The sequence below is a fragment of the Murinocardiopsis flavida genome (assembly GCF_003014485.1).
GTDB lineage: Bacteria > Actinomycetota > Actinomycetes > Streptosporangiales > Streptosporangiaceae > Murinocardiopsis > Murinocardiopsis flavida.
In genome coordinates this window covers 1-16,540 of the sequence record NZ_PYGA01000021.1, presented here as the reverse complement: position 1 = coordinate 16,540, position 16,540 = coordinate 1, and the positions used below count along the sequence as shown (strand labels likewise).

Genomic DNA, 16,540 nt, shown 5'->3' with positions numbered 1-16,540 from the left:
GCTCCCACGCGGGCCGGATATGAAATATTCTTTAGAATTCAATCGATTAGCGGCGTTCATGGAACATGAAGGTTCTTTCCCCAGGTCAACAAGTGATTCGTCATTTCCTTCAGTCGATCTTGACTACTCAAAGAAATCAGAAGACTACTTTAAGTAATTTGTCGGGTCTTGACGGTGAGTACGGCTCCGCCTAGCGTTTTGAGTGCAGGTCGAGGATGCTGAGTCCTTTGCCCGCGTGTTGCAGCGGATTTTTGCAGCGGTGATGGGAATTGCGGCGTACTGCTTCGGCGGATCCCGCCGCATCCCAGCGAGTGTGCGCCACAGCGGTCAGACCGTCCCTGATCGCCCGGATTCAGCACCTGAGACCGTTTCGGATCCGGTTCGTCTCTATGCCAGGAGAGCGGAACCGCCCGACCCCGGTCCGGGTCCCCGGTGCGGCGCGCCCTGCGGAGGCCCACCTCCGGCCGTGCCCTTATCCGCGCAGCGACGTGTTGATGTTCCGCACTCACCACGGATGAGGGAGGACGGAGTGGAACAGGCCACACTTGTACGCCCGGCTGTCAAGGAGCCCATGGTTCCGTCGCTACGCGACAACCTTGTGCCCGCACCCGCGCTCACGCGCGACAGCCTGCACAGCCCCACGGTGCACCTGAGCGAGCCCGAAGTCCGGCTGCTCGCCGAGATCGCCACGGGGGTCACCACCGATGTCGCCGCCCGGCGGCTCGAACTGAGCGCGCGCACCCTGCGCCGCAGGCTCCGCACGATCTGCGACGAACTCGGAGTCAACACCCCGATCGAGGCGGTCGTATGGGCCGCCCGCAAGCAGCTCATCTGAGCCCCGGCGGCCGATCGCTCGGCCGCTGACCCCGGGCGGCCCGCACGCCGCCCACCGGACACGCGCGGCCGTGGCCGGCCCGCTCGGCCCTGCGCATCCGCGCCGGGTAGGCTGGGTCGGCCATGGCCGTTTCATCGTCGCCGCAGCCCGCTGAGCGGTCGCGGCCGCCCGCGCCGCACACCGGCACACCCGCCGATACCCCCACTGCTGATACCCCTGTTGCCGATACCCCCGTCGCCGACACGCCCATCACCGTGCGCCGCGCCCGCACGCGCGACGTCGTGCACATCCGCCGGCTCATGGACGCCTTCAGCACCGAGCGCCGCGTGCTCTCCAAGAGCACCGTCAACCTCTACGAGGACATCCAGGAGTTCTGGGTCGCCGAGTCCGGCGGCCCCGGCGACCCCGGCACCGTCGTCGGCTGCGGGGCCCTGCACGTGCTGTGGGAGGACCTCGCCGAGGTGCGCACCGTCGCCGTCGACCCCGCTGTCCAGGGTCGCGGGGTCGGCCACCGCATCGTCGGCGCCCTCCTCGACGCAGCACGCGAGCTCGGCGCCCGCCGCGTCTTCTGCCTGACCTTCGAGACCGCCTTCTTCGGCCGCCACGGGTTCCGCGAGATCCAGGGCACACCGGTGTCCACCCGCGTCTACGAGGAGCTGCTGCGCTCCTACGACGAAGGCGTCGCCGAGTTCCTCGGCCTCGAACGGGTCAAGCCCAACACCCTCGGCAACACCCGGATGCTCGTGCACATCGACGGCTGAACCCGCGCGGGCCCCGCCGTCACAGCAGGCGCATCTGGCGGTCCTTCGGGCGGGTGCGGGTCGCCGACTCCGCGTCGACCGGCATGGTCAGGCCGGGGCCGATGGCGTCGAGGAACACCGAGGCCGCCGGCTCGTCCCTGCGCCCGTGCCGCGCCCTCGAACGGGCGCGCGACAGATACAGCCGGCGCCGGGCGCGGGTCATGCCGACGAAGAACAGCCGCCGCTCCTCCGCCTCGGCGGCGGGGTCGCGCGGCTCGCCGGGCCGGCGGAACGGCAGCAGGCCGTCCTCGCAGCCCACCAGGAACACCACGGGGAACTCCAGGCCCTTCGCCGCGTGCAGGGTGAGCAGCGACACCCGGTCGGCGCGCGGGTCGAGCGCGTCGACCTCCGCGCCGAGGTCCAGCGCGGCGTGGAACGCGTCGAGGTCGTCGCCGCAGCGCGCCGCCAGCGGCGCCAGCAGCTCACCGGCCGAGCGCAGGTCGGCCGCCGGGTCGGCGGCGTCGCCCCGGTCGGCGGCCCCGCCCCGCTCGTGGCGCGCGCACAGCAGCTCCACAGCGGCGGACAGGCGCTCCCGTACCGGTCCCTGCCCTTGGTGCCGCAGCTCCGCTGCGACCTGGGCCACGGCGGGACGCGCGAGCAGCCGGTCGTGCGAGCGCCGCTGGAACGGCACCCCGGCCGAGTTGAACGCCGAGATCACGGCGTCGGCCTGCGCCGAGGTCCGGTAGAGCACCGCGATGTCGCCGAAGCCGAGGTCGCCCGGGCCGTCGGCGGTGACCCGGCCGCTGTCGAGGGAATGCAGAGATGTGCCGCCGAGCAGCCGGTCGACGGCGCGGGCCACGAACGCGGCCTCGGCGCGCTCGTCGGCCGCGACATGCACTCCGATGCGCGGCGGGTCGGTGAAGTCGCCGACGGCGCGCAGCTCGCGCCCCGGCACCAGCGACGCCGGGGCGATGGCCTGGGCGGCGGCGTCGACGATGGTGGCGTGCGAGCGGTAGTTGCGGCCCAGCTCGACCGTTGCCGCGGCGGGGTGGTCGGCCGTGAAGCGGAGGAAGAACCCCACATCGGCGCCGCGGAACCCGTAGATCGCCTGGTCGGGGTCGCCGATGACGGCGATGTTCGCGCGGTCGCCCGCCTCACCGCCCGCCGTGCCGTCCGGCTCGCTGCCCGCCCCGTCGGGCGCCGCGGCCGTGAGCAGCCGGAGCAGGGCGTACTGGGTGTCGTCGACGTCCTGGTACTCGTCGACGCTCAGCCACCGCCACCGCCGCCTGTACGCCGCGGCGAGCCCCGGATCGGCCGCCAGCAGGCGGGTGGGCAGCACCAGCAGGTCGCGGAAGTCGACCAGGTCGGCGGCGCGCAGCAGCCGGACGTAGGCGGCCGCGTCGGGGTCGTCCGCTGCGTCCCACGCAACGGTGTCGCGGGCGGCGAGCAGCCGCCGCGCCTGCTCGGCCGACCCCGCCGCCTCGGTGGCGAGGGCGAGGCGGGTCGCGGCGTCGGCCACCCGGAACCCGGCGCCGAGTCCGGCCTGCTCGTGCCGCTCGCGCAGGATCCGGACGCCGAGCCCGTGGAAGGTGCTGACCGTGACCTCGCGCGCCGCATCGCCCAGCAGCGCGTCGAGCCGTTCGTGCAGCTCCTCGGCCGCGCGCCGGGTGAAGGTGATCGCGAGGCACTCGGCAGCGGCGACACCGCGTTCGGCGATGAGGTGGGCGATCCGGTGGGTGATGGTCCGGGTCTTCCCGGTCCCGGGCCCGGCGATGATCATCAATGGGCCGTCGGCGTGCTCGGCCGCCCGGCGCTGATCGGGGTCGAGCCCGTCGAGCAGGCCGTGCGGGCGCCGCGGGCCCTCCGGGGAGGGGGCGAACAGCGCCGGGTCGCCCGCCGCCTCACCCGCTGTGTCGCCCGCCGCGCTGTCCGCCGAATCACGTGCCGCCCCGTCCGCCGCCCTGACCGCCGTGTCGTCCGCTCCGCCGTCCCCGCCGCTGGTCCCGCCGAAGGCGGGCTCGCCGTCGAAGAGCCCGTGCGGCACGGCCGGCGGCCGGTCGGCCCGCTGCACCACGCGGTCGGCCGGCGGCGCCGCGGGCCGCGCCCTCCCGCCCCCGCCCTTGGCCCGCTTGGCGGCCTTGGGGACGATCTCGTGGTCGGCGAACAGGGTCATGGCGTTCGCCGCCCGCTCGACCTCGCCCGGCGCGAACATCCGCACGGTGCCGTACTCGCCGTCGTACCCGGGGTCCCGCACGACCTCGCCCCGGCGGAGCCTGCCGATGGCCTCGCCGAGCAGCTCCCCGCCCAGTGCGCCGACCTCCTCGACCGGCACGCGGCCCAGGATGCCCAGCTCCGGCCCGAGCCCCGCGACCAGCCGGGCCACCTCGCCCTGCACCCGCTTGCTCTTCGGGCCGACCCCCACGATCTCGCCGACGATCTCCGGGAGCGGCACAAGGCTCGTGAACCCGGCGGCGCCGGGGACGCGGTGGCCGTCGGGCCGGTCGGCCAGTTCGTGCACCCGGTGGAACACCCCGACGGTCAGCGGCCCGCCGCACACCGGGCAGCGCCCGCCGTGCGCCCTGGTCGCCTCCGGGTCGAGGCGGACCTCGCATTTGCGGTGGCCGTCGAGGTGGTACTTGCCCTCCTCGGGGAAGAACTCCACGGTCCCGCGGAAGCCCTCGCCGGTCTCCAGCGCGCGCCGGACGGCGAAGTAGTCGAGATCGGTGTCGAAGCGGGTCGCCTCGCGCGCGAGCATGGGCGGCGAGTGCGCGTCGGAGTTGCTGACCATGGTGTAGCGGTCCAGCGAGGACACGGTCCAGTTCATGGCGGGGTCGCTCGACAGCCCGGTCTCGGCGGCGAAGATGTGGTCGGCGAGGTCGGCGTAGCAGTCGGCGATGGCGTCGAAGCCGGACTTCGAGCCGAGTACGGCGAACCACGGCGTCCAGATGTGGGCGGGCACCAGGTAGGAGCCCGGATCGCTGGCGAGGGTGATCTCCAGCAGGTCGCGGGAGTCGAGGCCGAGGATCGGCCGGCCGTCGGAGGCGAGGTTGCCGATCGCGCCGAGGTCGGCCGTTATCGCGTCGGCGGCGGCGAGGTTCGGGGCGTAGAGCAGGTGGTGCACCTTGCGGGTGCGGTCGCCGCGCTTGTAGATGGTCGAGATCTCGACGGAGAGCATGAAGCGCGTCGGCGTCCGGCAGCTCGGCGGGAGTGTGCGCAGGACCCGCTCCTCGATCTCGGGGGCGAGCCGGAACAGGCCCGGTTCCGCCGGGACCAGTTTCGTGTGCAGCTCCGCCCGCCACGCCGGGTGGGTGAAGTCGCCGGTGCCGACGACGTCGATGCCTTTGCGGGCGGCCCACCAGGCGAGGTGTTCAAGATCGCAATCCTTGCTGCACGCCCGCGAGTACTTGGAGTGGATATGCAGATCGGCGTGGAACTCCATGGGCCGGGGATCTCTCCAATGTCTGCGGTTGCGGCACGAGCGGGGGAGGCGGACGCCATGCCGCTCCGGTCCGGGGCCGAGTGGCGCCGCCCCAGAGGGGATGCCCGCGCGGCGGCACCCGCGCCGGGGCGGTGCGCCGGCAGCGGCGCCCGACCGCACGACATCCCCACAACATCCCTTGCAACGATCCCACAACTGCCACCGGGCGACCACTTTTAGACCGCGGGTGCGCGGCCCGTATAGGGACAGGTAATCTTGTGCATTGTGGTCGCAGAACTCCACGGGGTTCTCCGGTCGCAACCGGTGGGCCCGCCCCTGACCCGAACCGATAATTCGGCTTCGCGGTTCGCCTCTCCGAACCCGCATCCCCCTGCGTCTCGCCCGGCGACCGATATCGGTGTGCCGCCGGTGCCGCGCCGCCGCGGATTTCGGCATGGCCGCTGTGGCAGGGCTTCCGGTGAGTTCGTTTCGGCGGGCCCGGCGGCAATGGCGCCGATCCGGGCGCGGCGAATGGCGGGCATGCCGGGTGGCGTCGGATCGATCGGCGTCTATGCTGGGAGCCGAGTGTTCGAGTTGCCGCCGATGTCGAGCGCAGGCCGCCGGGCCGCGCCGATCACAACAGTGGTAATTACCGGATAAAGTCACCATATGGAAGGGGTATGCGCGCGATGTGGGATGTTTTGTCGGCGCTGATCCCCCCGGTCGTTGTCGCGACCGTCTTCTGCACGTTCATCTACAAGCTGCTTCGTTCGGAGATGGCGCCCAGAACGGCTGACGGCCGACCGGTGAAGGACGCGTCGTCCGAGGGGAACGGGACTCCCGTCCCCGAAACGGATCAGCTTGCCGCCGCCGAGGGCGATACCGCCGAAGGCGGTCCAAAGAGCACGGAGAGTTCCGCCACGGATCTCCCCAGTGGCGATACCGGCTCCGCGGGCCGCTAACGGCAACGCCGGGGAATGGGTGCGCCATCGGCGCGTCCATTCCCACGCGCCTCGCCGGTGCGTGGGGTCACGGTTCTGTTGCGGGATTTATGAGAGAACCGTCATGGGACGCCCAGGGTAATTTTGCCGGTTCGGGAATTGTGTTTCCCCTCTCCGGCGGTATAGCTTTATTTTCAGGTGCGTGAGCACCCGTCTGCTGAAAGGTCTGTATCCATGGCTCAAAAGGTTCAGGTGCTGCTCGTCGACGATCTCGACGGCGGTGAAGCGGAGGAGACCGTGTCCTTCGCGGTCGACGGTTCCGGTTACGAAATCGACCTCAGCGCCAAGAACGCCTCCAAGCTGCGCGACGCGGTCCTGCCGTATGTCGAGGCCGCCCGCAAGGCTCCCGGCAAGTCCGGCCGCGGAAAGGCCAAGCAGCAGCGCAACGCGCCGAGCCGCGAGCGCAGCGCCGAGATCCGCAAGTGGGCGAAGGACCACGGCAAGCAGGTCAACGAGCGGGGCCGCATCCCGCAGACCATCGTCGACGAATACCTCGCGGCGCAGCGCTGACCCGTCAGCGGGCGGTATCCGCCTTGTTCGCTATCGGCTCATTGCGCGACGAACTTCCAGCACGGCCCGTGTGCCCTCGAAGTCCAGGGGGACGCGGGCCGTTCGCTTGCGGCGTACATGGAACACCAGAGGGCCGATACGTAGTTGGATGAGGGTGAACGCCCTATCGTCGGGGAAAGTCTCAAGCACGGCCGGTCGTCGCCGGCCGGCCGTGCGGGATTTGTTCCGCGGGTCCCGGTGAGCCCCGAGGACCCGGTGGAGCAGGGTGCGGCAGCGCCCATCGGGGAGACTTTCTCCCCGGGGGCCGAATTGCGGGAAAGTGAGGGTCGGAACTTCCGTCCTTGCCTGACCGCTCTGTGAGGAGCGACGAGACATGTTCGAGAGGTTTACCGACCGCGCACGGCGCGTGGTGGTCCTGGCCCAGGAAGAGGCCAGGATGCTGAACCACAACTACATCGGTACCGAGCACATCCTGCTCGGCCTCATCCACGAGGGTGAGGGCGTCGCCGCGAAGGCTCTGGAGAGCCTGGGAATCAGCCTCGAAGCGGTTCGCCAGCAGGTTGAGGAGATCATCGGTCAGGGCCAGCAGGCCCCCTCCGGGCACATCCCCTTCACCCCGCGCGCCAAGAAGGTTCTTGAGCTGTCCCTGCGCGAGGCGCTGCAACTGGGCCACAACTACATCGGCACCGAGCACATCCTGCTCGGCCTCATCCGCGAGGGCGAGGGTGTCGCCGCCCAGGTGCTGGTGAAGCTCGGCGCCGACCTCAACCGGGTCCGCCAGCAGGTCATCCAGCTCCTGCACGGGTACCAGGGCAAGGAGCCCCAGGCAACGGGCGCCTCCTCCGAGTCGACCCCGTCGACCTCCCTGGTGCTCGACCAGTTCGGCCGCAACCTCACCCAGGCGGCGCGCGAATCCAAGCTCGACCCGGTCATCGGGCGCGACAAGGAGATCGAGCGCGTCATGCAGGTGCTGTCGCGCCGGACCAAGAACAACCCGGTCCTCATCGGCGAGCCCGGCGTCGGCAAGACCGCCGTGGTCGAAGGGCTCGCCCAGAAGATCGTCAAGGGTGAGATCCCCGAGACCCTGAAGGACAAGCAGCTCTACACGCTGGACCTCGGGGCGCTCGTGGCGGGCAGCCGCTACCGCGGCGACTTCGAGGAGCGCCTCAAGAAGGTGCTCAAGGAGATCCGCACCCGGGGCGACATCATCCTGTTCATCGACGAGCTGCACACGCTCGTCGGGGCCGGTGCCGCCGAGGGCGCCATCGACGCCGCGTCCATCCTCAAGCCGATGCTGGCGCGCGGCGAGCTCCAGACCATCGGTGCGACCACCCTCGACGAGTACCGCAAGCACCTGGAGAAGGACGCCGCGCTGGAGCGGCGCTTCCAGCCCATCCAGGTCGACGAGCCCACGATCTCGCACACCATCGAGATCCTGAAGGGCCTGCGCGACCGCTACGAGGCGCACCACCGGGTCTCCATCACCGACTCGGCTCTGGTGGCGTCGGCGCAGCTCGCCGACCGCTACATCAGCGACCGGTTCCTGCCCGACAAGGCCATCGACCTCATCGACGAGGCCGGGTCGCGCATGCGCATCCGCCGCATGACCGCACCGCCGGACCTCCGCGAGTTCGACGAGAAGATCGCCCAGGTCCGCCGCGACAAGGAGTCCGCGATCGACGCGCAGGACTTCGAGAAGGCGGCGTCGCTGCGCGACGACGAGAAGCAGCTCCTCACGAAGAAGAGCCAGCGGGAGAAGGAGTGGAAGGCCGGCGACATGGACGTCGTCGCCGAGGTGAACGAGGAGCTCATCGCCGAGGTCCTCGCCACGGCCACCGGCATCCCCGTGTTCAAGCTCACGGAGGAGGAGTCCTCGCGGCTGCTGCGCATGGAGGACGAGCTGCACAAGCGGGTCATCGGCCAGGAGGACGCCATCAAGGCGCTCTCGCAGGCGATCCGGCGCACCCGCGCCGGGCTGAAGGACCCCAAGCGCCCGGGTGGTTCGTTCATCTTCGCCGGTCCGTCCGGTGTGGGTAAGACCGAGCTGTCCAAGACGCTGGCGGAGTTCCTGTTCGGCGACGAGGACGCGCTGATCCAGCTCGACATGTCGGAGTTCATGGAGAAGCACACCGTCTCGCGGCTGTTCGGTTCGCCTCCCGGCTACGTCGGCTACGAAGAGGGCGGCCAGCTCACCGAGAAGGTGCGGCGCAAGCCGTTCTCCGTGGTGCTCTTCGACGAGATCGAGAAGGCGCACAACGACATCTTCAACTCGCTGCTCCAGGTCCTGGAGGAGGGGCGGCTCACCGACGCCCAGGGTCGCAACGTCGACTTCAAGAACACCGTCATCATCATGACGACGAACCTCGGCACCCGCGACATCTCCAGGGGCGCGGCCATGGGCTTCGCGCAGGAGAACAACGCCCAGACCAACTACGACCGGATGAAGGCGAAGGTCAACGAGGAGCTGAAGAACCACTTCCGCCCCGAGTTCCTGAACCGTGTCGATGACACCATCGTGTTCCACCAGCTCACCGAGAAGGAGATCGTCACGATCGTCGACCTGATGGTCGCCAAGCTCGATGAGCGGCTCAAGGACCGCGACATGGGTCTGGAGCTGCGCCCGGCCGCCAAGACGGTGCTGGCGGAGCGCGGCTACGACCCGGTGCTGGGCGCACGTCCGCTGCGCCGCACCATTCAGCGCGAGATCGAGGACCAGCTCTCGGAGCAGATCCTCTACGGCGAGCTGAAGGCCGGCCAGATCATCATCGTCGACGCCGAGGGCGAGGGCACCGACGCGAAGTTCACCTTCCGCGGCGTCCCCAAGCCCGAGTCCGTCCCCGACACCCCTCAGGTGGAGGAGGCGGCGGCCAGCGGCAACACCGAGTAGCGTCCGCACGCCGCACCCGGCGCGCACGAAGGGCGGTCCCGTTCGGGGCCGCCCTTCGGCGTGTCCGGGGTGCGCGGTTCAGCCGGGCAGCGCGTACTGGCCGTCGTCCAGCGGGTCCACCAGGCCGTCGGCGACCAGCGCGTCGAGGGCCCGTTCGCGCTGCACCGCCTCGTCCCATGCGGCGTCGAGCGCCGGTTTGGCGACGGGGCCGGGCGCCGCGCGCAGGACGGCGAGGAGGCGGCCGCGCACCTGGCGGTCGGTCCCGGCGTAGGTCTGGCCGCGCCGCGGCGGGCCGTCGTAGGCGGGGCGGCCGGCGAGGACCCATGCGCACCGGTCGAGGATGGGGCAGTCGGCGCACTTGGGCGATCGTGCGGTGCACACCAGCGCCCCGAGCTCCATGACGGCGACCCCCCACCGGGCGGCGACGTCGGGGCGTTCGGGCAGCAGCGACTCCGCCAGCCGGGTCTCGGCTTTGGCGGGGGTTTTCGGCGGGTACTCAATCCCGGTCTCGGCGCGGGCCAGCACCCGGCGGACGTTGGTGTCGAGGATGGCGTGGCGCTGCCCGAACGCGAAGCTCGCCACCGCGGCCGCCGTGTAGGTGCCGACCCCCGGCAGGGCGAGGAGGTCGGCGTGCGCGGTGGGGACGGCGCCGCCGTGGCGCGCCACGATGGCCTTCGCGCAGGCGTGCAGGTTCAGCGCGCGGCGCGGGTAGCCCAGCCGGTTCCACATCCGGACGGCTTCCCCCGCTGCGTCGGCGGCGAGGGCGTCGGGGGTGGGCCACCGGGCCAGCCAGGCGTGCCACGCGGGCAGGACGCGCACGACCGGGGTCTGCTGGAGCATGATCTCGCTCACAAGGACGGCCCATGGCGAGGCGTCGGGCGCACGCCATGGCAGGTCGCGGGCGTTGTCCTCGTACCAGGCGAGAACTGCGGTGCTGTAGGGGTTTTCGCTCATGCTCAATCGCTCTGGGGACGGCGGGTCGAGTAGGGGGAGTTGCCGAAAGCCGGAATACTACGCCCATGGCGTCGAGCACCGGTCCCGAACCCGTCAGTATGGAGACGTATTGGAAGCGTCGCGTCTTCGTCATGGCCGGACTCTTCGCGGTCTTAGCGTTGGTCGCCTACGCGTGCTCCGGCCCGTCCGACACCGGCAAGCGGGCGGCGGGTGTCGACGGCTCCGGCGATGACAACGTCAGCGCCTCTCCGACCCCCTCCCCGTCCAAGAAGCCCTCGCCCAGCCCCGACCCCAGCGCGAGCCCGAGCAAGAGCCCCAGCGGCAGCCCTGGCCCCGACGGCGGCGAGCCGGGTGGCGGCGAGGGCGCGGAGGCGGGCGACGGTGCCAGCGGGGAGCCGGGCGGCGCCGGTGGGATCGCCGCGCCGAAGAAGCCCGAGGACCCGTGCCGCCCCGCCGACGTCGTGGTCACCATGAAGGTCGACAAGACCGACTACGCGTGGGACCAGAAGCCGAAGGTGGCCCTCACCGTCACCAACACCGCGAAGCAGACCTGCACGGTCGACGTGGGCCCCAAGGGCATGGAGGTCCGCATCGCCTCAGGCGACGACGGCGTGTTCTCGACCGCCCACTGCGCGAAGGGCGCCAAGGCGGCCGAGCGCAAGCAGCTCCGCCGCGGCGAGCCGGTGTTCAAGACCGTCGAGTGGAACCGCAAGCGGAGCTGGTCGGACTGCCGCGACAAGGACGTCAACGCCAACCGCCCAGGCACCTACGTCGCCACCCTGCACGGCGACTACAGCGGCGGGACCGGCACGAAGGTGTTCCGGCTGAACTGACGCCCCGGCGCGCCCCCGCCCGGTGCCTGTGGCCGCGCGGTGCCGCCCGGGCCGGGGTCAGCCCTGCTTGGAGGGGAACGCGGCGCGCAGGGCCTGCCCCAGGTCCTCGACGCCGATGGTCTCGATACCGGGCACCGGCTCCTCGCTGTGCTTGGGGACGATGGCGCGGGTGAAGCCGAGCCGCTGCGCCTCGGCGAGGCGCCGCTCCACGCCGTTGACCGCGCGGACGTCGCCGGCGAGGCCGACCTCGCCCAGGGCGATCAGGCCGCGCGGCAGGGCGAGGTCGCGTTTGGACCCGGCGAGCGCCAGCGCGAGCGCGAGGTCGACCGACGGCTCGCTGAGGCGGACGCCGCCGACGGTCGAGGCGTAGATGTCGGCGTTGCCCATCTGCATGCCCGCGCGGCGCTCCAGCACCGCCATGATCATGGCGGTGCGCGCGGAGTCGAGCCCGGAGGTGGTGCGGCGCGGCTGCGGGGCGTTGGTGGGTGCGACCAGCGCCTGCACCTCGGCGATGAGCGGGCGGCGGCCCTCGACCGTGACGGTGACGCACGTGCCGGGCACCGGCTCGTTGCGGCGGGTGAGGAAGAGGCCGCTGGGGTCGGGCAGGCCGATGATGCCGGAATCGGTGAGCTCGAAGCAGCCGATCTCGTCGCTGGGGCCGTAGCGGTTCTTGACCGCGCGCAGCAGCCGCAGGGGGGAGTGGCGGTCGCCGTCGAAGGACAGGACGACGTCGACCAGGTGCTCCAGGACACGGGGCCCGGCGATTGAGCCGTCCTTGGTGACGTGGCCGACCAGCACGGTGGCGATGTTGCGGGCCTTGGACAGCCGGATCAGGGCCGCCGCGACCTCGCGGACCTGGGTGACGCCGCCGGGCACGCCGGTGGCGTCGGGGGCGTACATGGTCTGCACGGAGTCGACGATGAGCAGGCTGGGCGCGATGGACTCGACGTGGCCGGCCAGCGCCGCGACGGAGTTCTCGGCGGCGAGGTAGAGCTTGGGGTCGAGGGCGCCGAGGCGCTCGGCCCGCAGGCGGACCTGGGAGGCGGACTCCTCGCCGGTGACGTAGAGGACGGGCCCGCGCGCCGCGCACATGGCGGCGGTCTCCAGCAGCAGGGTGGACTTGCCGACACCGGGCTCGCCCGCGAGCAGCAGGACCGCGCCGGGCACGATGCCGCCGCCGAGGACGCGGTCGAGTTCGTCGATGCCCGAGCGCTCCGCGTGCGCGGACTCGATGTCGACCTCGGTGATGGGCAGGGCCGGCGAGGAGACCCTTGCGGGCGCCACACCGCCGGAGACGGCGGCCCCGGACTCCTCGACGGTGCCCCACGCCTGGCACTCGCCGCAGCGGCCGACCCATTTCAGGGTGGTCCATCCGCATTCGGCGCAACGGAACGTGGACTTCGCTGCTTTGGCCATGCCCAGCACGCTAGCGGCCGGTGCCGACACTCGCGCCGGCGGCACCGGTTGTCCACAGGCTGTGGGCGGCGGCGGGGGCGGTTGGGGGCGGCGAAAGCGCGGGCGAGGGGCGGCCACGCGCGTGGGCGCGCGGCGGATTACGGGAATCACGGGTGTAGCGACACCCCTCGAGTTACCCTCAGTGATATTACCGCCGCGTCAAGTTGTTGGCCGCTTGCGGTCGGGCAGGTTGACCGCACCTTGCGCACAGGTCACGTTCTAGTCACCCGCACACCTCGCCCACACGGGCGAGCTCATCCCCTGAGGAGAAGCGTGTCTCGCACCACGACCGCACGCCTGGCCGCCGCCGCGGCCCTCGGACTCACCGGCGCCCTCACCCTGACCGCCGCCCCCGCCCAGGCAGAGGAGCCGACGGCCCTCGCCGACCGCTACGTCGCGCTCGGCGACTCGTTCACCGCAGGCCCCCTCATCCCCGGCGCCTACGGCAAGCCGGCGCTGTGCCTGCGCTCCAGCAACAACTACCCCAACGTCGTCGCCGACGCCATCGGCGCCACGGAGTTCCTCGACGTCAGCTGCTCCGCGGCGATCACCGACCACATGACCCAGCCGCAGGCGCTGCTCGGCCCCGACAACCCGCCCCAGTTCGACACGCTCACCCCCGACACCAGCCTGGTGACCGTCGGCATCGGCGGCAACGACTTCGGCTTCGCCGACGTCCTCATCAAGTGCGCGTCGCTCAGCGCCACCAACCCCGGCGGCGACCCCTGCAAGAAGCACTACACCCGCACCGGCGAGGACGAACTGGAGCTGCGCGTCAGCGAGACCGCGGTGAAGGTCGCCGAGGTCCTCGGCGGCATCAAGGAGCGCAGCCCCGACGCCACCGTCGCCATCGTCGGCTACCTCCAGATCCTCCCCGAGAACGAAGGGTGCTGGCCGAAGGTCCCCGTCGCCGACGACGACGTCCCCTACCTCGACCAGGCCCAGACCAACCTGAACGCCGCCATCGCCAAGGAGGCCGACAACGCGGGCGTGACCTACGTCGACGTCTTCGAGCGCGGGCACGACGTCTGCGGCCCCAGAGCCGACAAGTGGGTCGAGGGGATCTTCCCCACCAAGCCCGCGGCACCGGTCCACCCCAACGTCGACGGCATGGCCGTTGTCGGCGGGAAGGTCGTCGAATCGCTCGGCGGCGGCGGGGGCGGCGCTCCGCTCGCCTGACCCGCTGACAGCACGGCCCCTGGCCGCACCGCTCCTGTCCGCACCGTTCCTGACAGTGCGGCCCTGACAGCGCGGCCCTGAGCCGCCCCGGCACCGGCCGGAGCGGCTCAGGGCGTGCCGGGCGGACGCCTCGGCGTGCCGCGCCCTGGTACCGGCGGATGACGACCCCCGGCTAGTACTCCCGCCACCACAGGTTGACCGCGTAGTCCACCTCGACCCCGCTGTGCGCGGCGATGATCTCCTCGGCGAGCCCCGCCGTGAACTCGATGCGCACGACGGCCTCGAAGTCCGCGCGCCGCTCGAACAGCCACCGCATGTCCAGCGGCACCCGCGTGAATCCGCGCGCCGACCAGAACCGCTCGACACCGGCCGGGTCGTACCGCGGCAGGAAGCGCCGGAACCAGCCGCCGAACGTGCCGCGCGTCGCATCGTTGTCGATGACGAACGCGACCCCGCCGCGCCGCATGACCCGGTCCAGCTCGGCCAGGCCCGGCTCGCAGCCCGGCCCGAAGAAGTAGGCCCAGCGGGCGTGCGCGACGTCCACCGAGGCGGCGGGCAACGGGAGGTCCTGGGCGGTGCCGGTGCGCACCCGCACGTTCGCCAGGTCGCGGGTGCGGGCGCGGGCCGCCCCCGCCAGCGCCTCGTGCGGTTCGACGCCGACGACCCGGCGGGCCTCCGCGGCGAACCACGGCAGGTGGAATCCCGTCCCGCAGCCGATGTCGAGGACGTCGGCGCCGCCCCAACCGCGGACGCCCCGCATGGCGGTCTCGATGACCCGGTCGGGGTCGACCGCGTTGTTCTCCAGCTCGTAGACCCGCGGGTTCGACCAGATGTTGGGGCTCGGGATCGTCCCGGGGATCCTGCTGCGCATGGGGCGAACGCTAACGGGCCCCGACCCGCCCGACAACGCGGCGTGCGCCCCTCGGGCAGTCGCTCAGGACACGCCTAGGTCTCAAGGCGGTGATGTATACCGCGGCCGTGGGCCATTTCCCGCCGCGACGACGTAGGCTTGCTGGAGTGAGCGCTATCCAGGTCCCAGACGCGCCTGTCGTGCTGTCCACGGCGTCCGTCTACCCTGAGAAGACCCCGGTGGCCTTCGAACTCGCCGCGAAGCTCGGCTACGACGGCGTCGAGGTGCTGGTCTCCAGCGACCCCGTCAGCCAGGACGTCGACATGCTCAGGCGGCTTTCGGACTACCACCAGATCCCCATCACGGCGGTCCATTCGCCGTGCCTGGTCATCACCCAGCGCGTGTGGGGCCGCGACCCGTGGGGCAAGCTCGTCAAGTCCAAGGAGATGGCCGAGGCGGTCGGGGCCAAGGCCATCGTCGTCCACCCGGCGTTCCGCTGGCAGCGCGAGTACGCCAAGGACTTCGAGAACGGCATCGCGCGCATGCAGGACGAGACCGATGTCGTCTTCGCCGTCGAGAACATGTACCCGGTGCACGTGGGCGAGAAGGAGGTCGTGCCCTACGCCCCGAGCTGGAACCCGCTCGACCGCGACTACCCCGACGTCACCCTCGACCTCTCCCACACGGCCATGTCCCGCTCCGATGCCATGGCGATGGCCAAGCAGCTCGGCGACCGCCTGTCGCACGTCCACATGGCCGACGGCCTCGGCGGGCAGAACCTCGACGAGCACATGATCCCCGGCCGCGGCTCGCAGCCCTGCGCCGAACTGCTGGAGCACCTCGCGGCCTCCGGCTACGAAGGCCAGCTCGTGCTGGAGGTCAACACCCGCAAGGCCGCCGACCGCGCCACCCGCCTCACCGACCTCGCCGAGGCGCTGGCGTTCACCCGCCTGCACTTCGCGGCGGGTGTGCGGGGGTCGTCCCCCGGCGAGCACAGCGCCGCGGGGGCGCGGGGTTCGTCCCAGCACAGCGCTGCGGGGGCGCACGGCGCGTCCCCAGGCGGGTACGGCGCCGCAGGGGCGTCCGCGTCGGCCGACGGACGCGGCGCGGCCAACGGGTCGGCGCCGCGCGACCGCCGCGAGCGCATCGCCACCCGCTCCCGCCCCGACGACGCCCCGCGCCGGGTGTTCGCCGTCGACTCCGGCGGCACGGTCGCCGCCCCCGTGGGCGGCCCGGCCGCCGACCCCGCGACCTCCTGAACGTCCGCCCGTCGCCGCACAAGACGCGCGGCCCGCGGGCCCCCGCAGCGCGATACTCCACGTAGCGGGCGCAGTAGGGGAGTGCGAAGCATCCGGCGGCGCGAAGCACCACGGCCCGCCCCGATGGAGCGCTCGTGAGCCCGGGTGGAGACGGAGGTTGCCGTCGCGATTGCGGAGCATCCGGCGGCGCGAAACACCACGGCCCGCCTTGATCGCCAGACCCCGGGCCCAGACCCGCCGCCCTGCGGTGGATCAGGACTTGCGGGAAAACTCCAGCGTGGTGCTTCGCACCGCCGGGTGCTTCGCATCCGCGACGGTAGCCAACCCCCTTCGCCCCGGGGTACCAGGGACGCGCAGCACACCCCCTTTCTCCCGAGGTCACCAGGGGCGTGCGGCACACTCCCATCTCCCGAGGTCACCAGGGGCGTGAACACACCCCTCCACCCCAGGGCACCGGGGCCGGGCCGATCGGACTGCGCTTCGACGGGCCTGTCCAGGGTCACCGCAGCAGCCAGATGATCATCGAATTCGTATGATCACACATAGTAATTGTAGGTGGGTATAGGTAAAGTGAACACATGGACGAAAACAGCAGCACCACCGGGCCGGGCGACACCGC

The 16,540-nt window shown here is 71.5% G+C and carries 12 protein-coding genes; 8 read left to right on the top strand and 4 right to left on the bottom strand.

The window, feature by feature from the left end; translation table 11 throughout:
* Positions 1-571: 571 nt before the first annotated feature.
* Positions 572-835, top strand: a complete 264-nt coding sequence (locus CLV63_RS25070; protein ID WP_394339808.1) for a LuxR family transcriptional regulator — start codon at positions 572-574, stop codon at positions 833-835.
* Positions 836-957: 122 nt separating this feature from the next.
* Entirely contained in the window at positions 958-1,596 is a 639-nt protein-coding gene (locus CLV63_RS25065; protein ID WP_106585675.1) for an amino-acid N-acetyltransferase, read from the top strand.
* Positions 1,597-1,615: 19 nt separating this feature from the next.
* Here CLV63_RS25065 and CLV63_RS25060 read toward each other — a convergent pair whose 3' ends face one another.
* Positions 1,616-5,014 carry a UvrD-helicase domain-containing protein gene (locus CLV63_RS25060; protein WP_106585674.1) on the bottom strand — a complete coding sequence of 1,133 codons (3,399 nt, stop codon included), beginning with the start codon at positions 5,012-5,014 and terminating at the stop codon, positions 1,616-1,618.
* A gap of 668 nt (positions 5,015-5,682) precedes the next feature.
* On the opposite strand from CLV63_RS25060, the gene CLV63_RS25055 reads away from it, so the two are divergent.
* From CLV63_RS25055 to CLV63_RS25045, 3 genes are all read left to right on the top strand, one after another.
* Positions 5,683-5,955, top strand: a complete 273-nt coding sequence (locus CLV63_RS25055; protein ID WP_245929049.1) for a hypothetical protein — start codon at positions 5,683-5,685, stop codon at positions 5,953-5,955.
* Positions 5,956-6,168: 213 nt separating this feature from the next.
* A complete protein-coding gene (locus tag CLV63_RS25050; protein ID WP_106585672.1) occupies positions 6,169-6,504 on the top strand; it encodes a histone-like nucleoid-structuring protein Lsr2 in 336 nt (111 codons plus the stop codon).
* A 373-nt stretch (positions 6,505-6,877) separates the two neighbouring features.
* Positions 6,878-9,391 carry an ATP-dependent Clp protease ATP-binding subunit gene (locus CLV63_RS25045; protein ID WP_106585671.1) on the top strand — a complete coding sequence of 838 codons (2,514 nt, stop codon included), beginning with the start codon at positions 6,878-6,880 and terminating at the stop codon, positions 9,389-9,391.
* Positions 9,392-9,469: 78 nt separating this feature from the next.
* Here CLV63_RS25045 and CLV63_RS25040 read toward each other — a convergent pair whose 3' ends face one another.
* Positions 9,470-10,345 (bottom strand): A/G-specific adenine glycosylase, encoded by an 876-nt coding sequence (locus CLV63_RS25040; protein ID WP_106585670.1) that lies wholly within the window; start codon positions 10,343-10,345, stop codon positions 9,470-9,472.
* Positions 10,346-10,410: 65 nt separating this feature from the next.
* Here CLV63_RS25040 and CLV63_RS25035 point away from each other — a divergent pair, with 65 nt between their 5' ends.
* Positions 10,411-11,178 carry a hypothetical protein gene (locus CLV63_RS25035; RefSeq protein WP_106585669.1) on the top strand — a complete coding sequence of 256 codons (768 nt, stop codon included), beginning with the start codon at positions 10,411-10,413 and terminating at the stop codon, positions 11,176-11,178.
* Positions 11,179-11,235: 57 nt separating this feature from the next.
* Here the strand turns inward: CLV63_RS25035 and radA are convergent, their stop codons facing one another.
* Positions 11,236-12,594 (bottom strand): DNA repair protein RadA, encoded by a 1,359-nt coding sequence (gene radA / locus CLV63_RS25030; protein WP_106585668.1) that lies wholly within the window; start codon positions 12,592-12,594, stop codon positions 11,236-11,238.
* 312 nt (positions 12,595-12,906) lie between these two features.
* Here radA and CLV63_RS25025 point away from each other — a divergent pair, with 312 nt between their 5' ends.
* On the top strand, positions 12,907-13,812 hold the full coding sequence (locus tag CLV63_RS25025; protein WP_245929041.1) for an SGNH/GDSL hydrolase family protein: 906 nt from the start codon (positions 12,907-12,909) through the stop codon (positions 13,810-13,812).
* A 172-nt stretch (positions 13,813-13,984) separates the two neighbouring features.
* Here the strand turns inward: CLV63_RS25025 and CLV63_RS25020 are convergent, their stop codons facing one another.
* Entirely contained in the window at positions 13,985-14,683 is a 699-nt protein-coding gene (locus CLV63_RS25020) for a class I SAM-dependent methyltransferase (RefSeq protein WP_106585667.1), read from the bottom strand.
* A 146-nt stretch (positions 14,684-14,829) separates the two neighbouring features.
* Here CLV63_RS25020 and CLV63_RS25015 point away from each other — a divergent pair, with 146 nt between their 5' ends.
* Positions 14,830-15,921, top strand: coding sequence for a sugar phosphate isomerase/epimerase family protein (locus CLV63_RS25015; RefSeq protein ID WP_106585666.1), 1,092 nt, complete (start codon positions 14,830-14,832; stop codon positions 15,919-15,921).
* Positions 15,922-16,540 lie beyond the last annotated feature (619 nt).